The organism is Paraburkholderia rhynchosiae, from assembly GCF_002879865.1.
GTDB classification, from domain to species: domain Bacteria; phylum Pseudomonadota; class Gammaproteobacteria; order Burkholderiales; family Burkholderiaceae; genus Paraburkholderia; species Paraburkholderia rhynchosiae.
In genome coordinates this window covers 1-6,064 of record NZ_PNXY01000078.1, presented here as the reverse complement: position 1 = coordinate 6,064, position 6,064 = coordinate 1, and the positions used below count along the sequence as shown (strand labels likewise).

The following is a 6,064-nucleotide window of genomic DNA, read 5'->3' as shown; positions in this document are numbered from 1 at the left end:
CTCAACCTACGCGCAGCAGGGCGCGACGCTCACGAGCGCGGGCACCGTGACGATGACCGGCAACGGTCTCGCGAACCAGTACACGGTGAACGCCGCAGGCGATATCTCCGCCGCCGGCGCCACCGTCCAGTCGGTTCAGGACCTGAGCATGACGGCGGGCGGCAGCCTGGCGATCGGCGCCGCGCAATCGGGCGGCAGTGTGAACCTGACTGCCGGCGGTGACCTGTCGGCGGGCTCGATCGCCACCGGCAACAATCTGACGCTCACCACGACCGGCAAAACGGGCAACGGGGACCTGAATGTGGGTGGCGCGGTCTCCGCGCCTGGCGCGGTGACGCTGAACGCCGCGCGCGACATTACCGTGAATGGCTCGGTGACCGGCGGTTCCGCAGTCGGCATCAACGCCGAGCGCAACGCGGCAATCAACGGTCAGGCCGCATCAGGCGGCACCCTGTCATTGAGCGGCGCAACGGGCACGGTCAGCACGGCCGGCGACGTTCTGGCGAACGGTGACCTCTCCGCCACGGCGGGGCAGACCATGACGCTGGGCGGCAACGTCAGCACGAGCGGCAATACGACGCTCGCGGCTGCCACCGATCTCACCGTTTCAGGCAGCGTGTCGGGCAACGGTACGGGGTCATTGCGCGCTGGCCGCAACCTGTCGGGCAGCGGCACGGCGAGTTTCGGGCAGGATGAGACATTGAACGCCGGCCAATCTCGGCAACACGCTCACGATCAATACGCAGCAGCTCAATAACTCGGGCACGTGGGCGATGCCGGGCAACAGCGTGGCGATCAATGCGACGCAGGGCTTCAGCAACAGCGGGACGATCAGCAAGGCGGGGGACATCACGCTGTCGACCAACGGCACGCTGACCAACAGCGGCACGATCTCTGCCGGCAACGACGTCAATCTGTCCGGCACGATCGTCAATCAGGCGGGCGGCACCATCCAGGCGAATGAAGACGTCAATCTGACCGGCGCCACAACCAATGCGGGGACGGTCAGCGCGGTACGCGACGTCAACCTCAATGGCAGCAGTTACGACAACAGCGGGGCGTCGACAGCGGCGGGGCGCAATCTGACTGCGAACCTGTCAGGCGATCTGACGAATGTTGGCGGCACCGTCACCGCGCGGAACGACATCACGATCACCGCGGCAGACGTGAACAACAGCCGGGCCGGGGCGAACACGACGACCACGACGACGTCGACAACCACGATCGATGCGGCGGGTCTGGACTCCGCGTTCCTCTCCGCTGCGGCCGGATCGCTCAACTTCGACATTGTGGTTACCAACCCTATCGACTATTCGACCAACGAATACACCGCGTCGATTACCGCCCGGGTCGGCGATTTCCAGCCGGCTGCCGCAACGGACGTGACGGCGGCCGACCTGAGCGGCGGCACGTTCAACGGTATCGCCCTGCCGACGGTCACCCAGACGACCACGACGACGCAGCCCAGCGGTCAGAGCGGCGTGATTGCCGCCGGACATGACCTGTCGATCACCACCGGCACGTTGAATAATCACGGCAGCACGATCTCCGCCGGGAACAATATCACCCTGAACGTCGCCTCGCTTGACAATGGAGGCGATGCGGCCGTCACGACCATCACCGACAGCATCGATGCTGCTTCGTATGCGGGTTTTCTCACGCAACTGAAGGCGGCGTATGCAGCAGGAACGCTCGCCGCGATGCTTGAGTCCGTCGATGCGCTGGGCAATCCGTCTGGCGCAATGATCGCACCAGCGAACGTGATCCCGACAACCGGACCGCCGGCCGCGCAGACATCCACCGTCACCGTCTTTACGAGCCAGAACGCCGGCCAGATCGTCGCGGGCAACAACCTGTCGCTGACCGGTACCGGCGCGAGTCTGACCAACGCTGGAAATCTCTACGCCGGCCAGGATGTGCGGGTGAGCGCGAACAGCTTCACCAACCAGGGCTATCACGCGGAAAACGTGACGTCGAAGGCTGGATGCGCGGCCGGCGTTTCCGTCCAGAACTGTGGCTATTTCGGGACCATGCTCGGCTATCCGGACCCGGAGCTGCAGTACCAGCGTCCGGGGCAGGATTTCACCAACGCGATGACCTACGCGGCGATCGCCAAACTGCTTCTGCAGAATTACGCAATCTTCGGCCCGCATAACGACTCGTTCCTCGTCTATGGCGACCAGACGGACACGCAGACGTACAGCTACACGCAGACGAACAACACGGTATTTGCGGGCCGCGATCTGATTATCGCGGCGCCGACGGTGAACAACACGTACGGCAACCTGCTCGCGGGCCGTGACGCGGTGATCGGCGGCGCCGGCACGACGCGCGACAACACGAATCCTTCGAGCCCGCAGACGAACCTGACGCAATCCGCCAGTCTGACCAACACGTCGGGCAATATCCAGGCGGGCCAGGACATCGCGATCAGCACCGCCGCGCTCGTCAATACGCTGGCGGCATCACTGCGCCGTTTGCTGGACAAGCGCTGGGGTCGCACCGGCTGAACGTACTCCTGAAACGGCTCACCGATGCGTTTGTAGCGGCGGGTTATGCGACGACCCGCGCACTGCTCGGGCCGCAGAATCTCGGCGCCGGCACGCTGCGGATCATTGTCGAGGTCGGGCGCATCGGCGCCTTTACGGTCAACGGCCAGCCGGTCCACCGGCTGAAGAAGGATGAAAGATCGGCCGGCGGTGGCTGGCTCACCGATGAGGGCTACCAGTCGGCCTTTCCGGCAGCGCCTGGGGATCCACTGCAGGTATCGGACATCGATCAGGGCGTGGCGCAGATCAACCGCCTGCGCCGCAACCAGGCGCAGGTGCAGATCCAGCCCGGCCAGAGCCCGGGCGAGTCGATCATTGCGATCGCGAACCCATCGGGCGACCGGCTGTACTACAACCTGGGCGTTGATAACTACGGCAGCGCGTCGACGGGCGTCACGCGCTATCGCGCCAGCGTCGAAGCGGACAACCTGATCGGCCTGCAGGAATCGCTGAGCCTGAATTTCGTCGACAGTCTCGATAGCAATGCGATTGTCGGCTCGCTCGCGGTGCCGTTTGGCCGGAACACGTTCAGCTATACGCTATCGGATTCCGAATACCAGCAGGTCGTCGGGACCAGCGCACTGGAATACGGACGCACGCTCAGCCACATCCTCGGCTGGAACTACGCACTCGGGCGCACGCTAACCGATATCACCAGCGTCGATGCAACGCTCTCATGGCGACGGACCGATCGCGAGATCAACAACATCGAGCTGAACCCGCAGCACATCGCGGTGCTACGGGTGGACGGCAACTGGCTGCACAAGTTTATGTTCAATGACGCACCGGGCAACGCGACACTGAACGCCGGCATCTCGCAGGGGCTGCCGTGGCTCGAAGCCAGTCATGATGCCCACGCAATCCCGAGGACCGACGCGCACAGCCAGTTCACGAAGCTCGATGCGACCGCGACCTTCACGGTACCGCTGCCGAAGTTCGGTCCCGGCCAGCTCGCGTATCGCGGGGTGCTGGGCGGCCAGTTCACCAACGTCGCGCTGTACGGCTCGGAGCAGCTGTATCTGGGCGGCATGGATACGGTGCGTGGCTTCCGCTCGGGCGAGCTCGTGGGCGACCGCGGCTTCTACTCGCGCAACGAGATTGCGTGGACGAACCTGCCGGCCTGGCACGACGGCCGCATCGAGCCGTACATGTTTCTTGATGCGGGCAAGGCGAGCCTCATTGCCGTGTCCGGTTTTCCGACGCTGGCAGGCGTGGGCGCAGGACTGCGCGCGCAATGGCAGTGGCGTCAGCGCGTGATTTCGGGCGAGCTCACCGTGGGACGCGCGTTCATACAACCGGCCAGTCTTGGCCCACGGGCCACACTCGTGCTCGGCACGGCCAACCTCTTTTTTTAAGGACAACCCATCATGAAAAAACACTCATCCTTCGGCCATAACCTCCGCCTGCTATGCGTCACGGCGTTCGCGTCCGTCGCACTGAACTTGATGATGACGGGCAGCGCGCAGGCCGCCGAGATGGCAGCAACGGCGAATGCACCGGCCGCCGTTTCAGCGCTGCCGGCGGGCACCGTCGCAATCGTCAACGGCGTAGCGATTCCACAGGCACGGCTTGACGAGGCGGTGCCGGCGACCGTTCAGGGCGCGGGCCACCCCGATAGTCCGCAGCTTCGTCAGATGCTCAAACAGCAACTGATCGTCCGCGAGCTGTTCCGCCAGAACGCCGAGGCCGCGCACTACGATACGAAACCCGAGGTCCAGCAGGCGATCAACGCGGCGAAGACCAATGCCGAAACGCAGCTCTATCTGCGTGACAGCATCCATCCGGAACCCGTGACGGACGCGCAGGTGAAAGCCCGCTACGATGAGATCGTCGCGTCGCTGGGCAAGGACGAATACAAGCCGGGCATTATCACGGTGGCGGATGACGCGACTGCCAGCAAGGTGATCGCACAACTGAAGTCCGGCACCGCGTTCGGGACACTGGCCCGTCAGTACAGCAGCGCGCCGACCGGTCCGGCTGGCGGAGAGTTGCCCTGGGTGAGCTTCAGAACGCCCGCGGCAGAAGGAAAGACGGCCGGTCTCCCGCTTGCCGTCGCACAGGCTTTGACCAGGCTGCCGGTGGGTGCGGTGACGCCCGCGCCGGTTACCGTGGACAACCTTCGCGTGATCGTGAAACTGGATGCAAAGCGGCCCACACAGGTGCCGGCCTTCGATGAGGCGAAGGACACGATCCGCCAGCAGTTGCAGGCGATTGCGCTCGAGAAGGCCGCAGCGCAGTTCTCGGGCCAGCTGCTCAAGGGCGCCTCGATCCAGCAGTAACGCCCATGCGACCGTGCGGGTATTGCGGCTCACATTCCGTCACCCGCAAGGGGAAAACCGGGAGCCTGCCACTCTTCTACTGCAATGCCTGCAGGCGCAAGTTCAACCGTCGCACCGGCACCGCGTTCGTGCGCCAGAAGGACAGTGACAAACAGCGGCAGATCATCCGTTACCTGGCCTTACCGCTTCCCGTCAGCCAGAGAGCGGCCATTCTTGACACCGATCCGAAGAACAGCCGGCGCTGGATCAGGATCTTCTCGCTGCGCTGTAACAGATCGAGGCGCTGGCGCCACTGCGCAACCGGTTCCGGCTGGGTGTGCGGCCAACCAGCCATACGCTATGCGCGTGGGTGCGGAGAGCAACGGCTCGAGGTGCGAGCGGACGCGAGTGCCGTATGCAGCCGATGCGGACGGATCTTCTCGATGCGGCGTGAGGTGGGCGAATGCAACGGCGTACTGGAAATCGGGCCGCCAGACTGGCGCGAGATCAACGCGGACAGCGCGTCGTCCGCCAGCAGATGCACGGAGCGTCCGCGCCAGCGGCCGCCGCGGACTGTCACCACATAAGCATCGCACTCCTGAGTTGCCGCGATGACATTCGTGGCGTACACCCCTTACACGCTGGAACCGCACTGATAACGGTGAGTCCGATGAGCAATAATCAATTCGGCATCCGAAGTTTTACATAAGCAAAGTTGTCAACAGGGACAGCGGTTGTTTGTGCCTTTATTATCTCTTTGAGGAAGTTCTGGGTACTGAGTCATGGAGGCTGGCGGTGGTTCTGCCAATCGCGGTGTTCAGATCATCAACCGTAATTTCACGCTGCTTCTTGGTGCCGATCCGGCGTTCCTTCGGTTTCGGCGTCTGCCCCTGATTGGTTCGTGACGGCGAACCCGATGCACGGCGGTTGTCACGGTCGGCCTGAACCAGTTGCGCGACCTGCAGCACGTGCCCCAGCCGCTTGTGATCGACCACCGCACCCTGATCAATCTCGGAGAGCCGGTCGTATGGGCTGCAGGGGAGGGCGATGCCATCCGCGCGGATCTCGATGCGCCCGTCGTGATACTCGTACACATCAATGTAGCGTCCGACCAGCCGGCGGTTCGCGTCCGTGTCATCCAGCAGGTACATCACGCGGTCGTACTGAACGGTCAGCGATCTGGTCACACGTCGCGTCTCGCGCCACGTCATCAGCAGGTCGAGATTCTCGTCACCCCGCAGCGGCCGGTGGGCGTCG

General features: G+C 64.0%; 5 protein-coding genes and 1 pseudogene. 5 read left to right on the top strand and 1 reads right to left on the bottom strand.

Going from position 1 to position 6,064, the window contains the following annotated elements:
• From C0Z16_RS37985 to C0Z16_RS39730, 5 genes are all read left to right on the top strand, one after another.
• On the top strand, window positions 1-757 hold a 757-nt coding region (locus C0Z16_RS37985), incomplete at its 5' end, for a DUF342 domain-containing protein (RefSeq protein ID WP_167403590.1).
• Between the two features lie 16 nt (window positions 758-773).
• The gene (locus C0Z16_RS39270) at window positions 774-2,510 is read left to right on the top strand and encodes a hypothetical protein (protein WP_102636805.1); all 1,737 of its coding nucleotides are present in this window, start codon (window positions 774-776) and stop codon (window positions 2,508-2,510) included.
• On the top strand, window positions 2,465-3,904 hold the full coding sequence (locus C0Z16_RS36620; protein ID WP_341867650.1) for a ShlB/FhaC/HecB family hemolysin secretion/activation protein: 1,440 nt from the start codon (window positions 2,465-2,467) through the stop codon (window positions 3,902-3,904). Before C0Z16_RS39270 ends, C0Z16_RS36620 begins: the two co-directional genes overlap by 46 nt.
• 93 nt (window positions 3,905-3,997) lie before the next feature.
• Window positions 3,998-4,828, top strand: coding sequence for a peptidyl-prolyl cis-trans isomerase (locus C0Z16_RS36615; protein ID WP_102636806.1), 831 nt, complete (start codon window positions 3,998-4,000; stop codon window positions 4,826-4,828).
• 5 nt (window positions 4,829-4,833) lie between these two features.
• Entirely contained in the window at window positions 4,834-5,394 is a 561-nt protein-coding gene (locus C0Z16_RS39730; RefSeq protein ID WP_146014418.1) for a DUF746 domain-containing protein, read from the top strand.
• Window positions 5,395-5,556: 162 nt separating this feature from the next.
• On the opposite strand, the pseudogene C0Z16_RS36605 reads toward C0Z16_RS39730, so the two are convergent.
• Window positions 5,557-6,064, bottom strand: a pseudogene (locus tag C0Z16_RS36605) (ISNCY family transposase); the annotation flags it as partial.

Excerpts from the sequence above, each read along its gene's own strand:
- C0Z16_RS36615 (WP_102636806.1), top strand. The coding sequence starts at position 3,998 with ATGACGGGCAGCGCGCAGGCCGCCGAGATGGCAGCAACGGCGAATGCA.
- C0Z16_RS39270 (WP_102636805.1), top strand. The coding sequence starts at position 774 with ATGCCGGGCAACAGCGTGGCGATCAATGCGACGCAGGGCTTCAGCAAC.
- C0Z16_RS39730 (WP_146014418.1), top strand. The coding sequence starts at position 4,834 with ATGCGACCGTGCGGGTATTGCGGCTCACATTCCGTCACCCGCAAGGGG.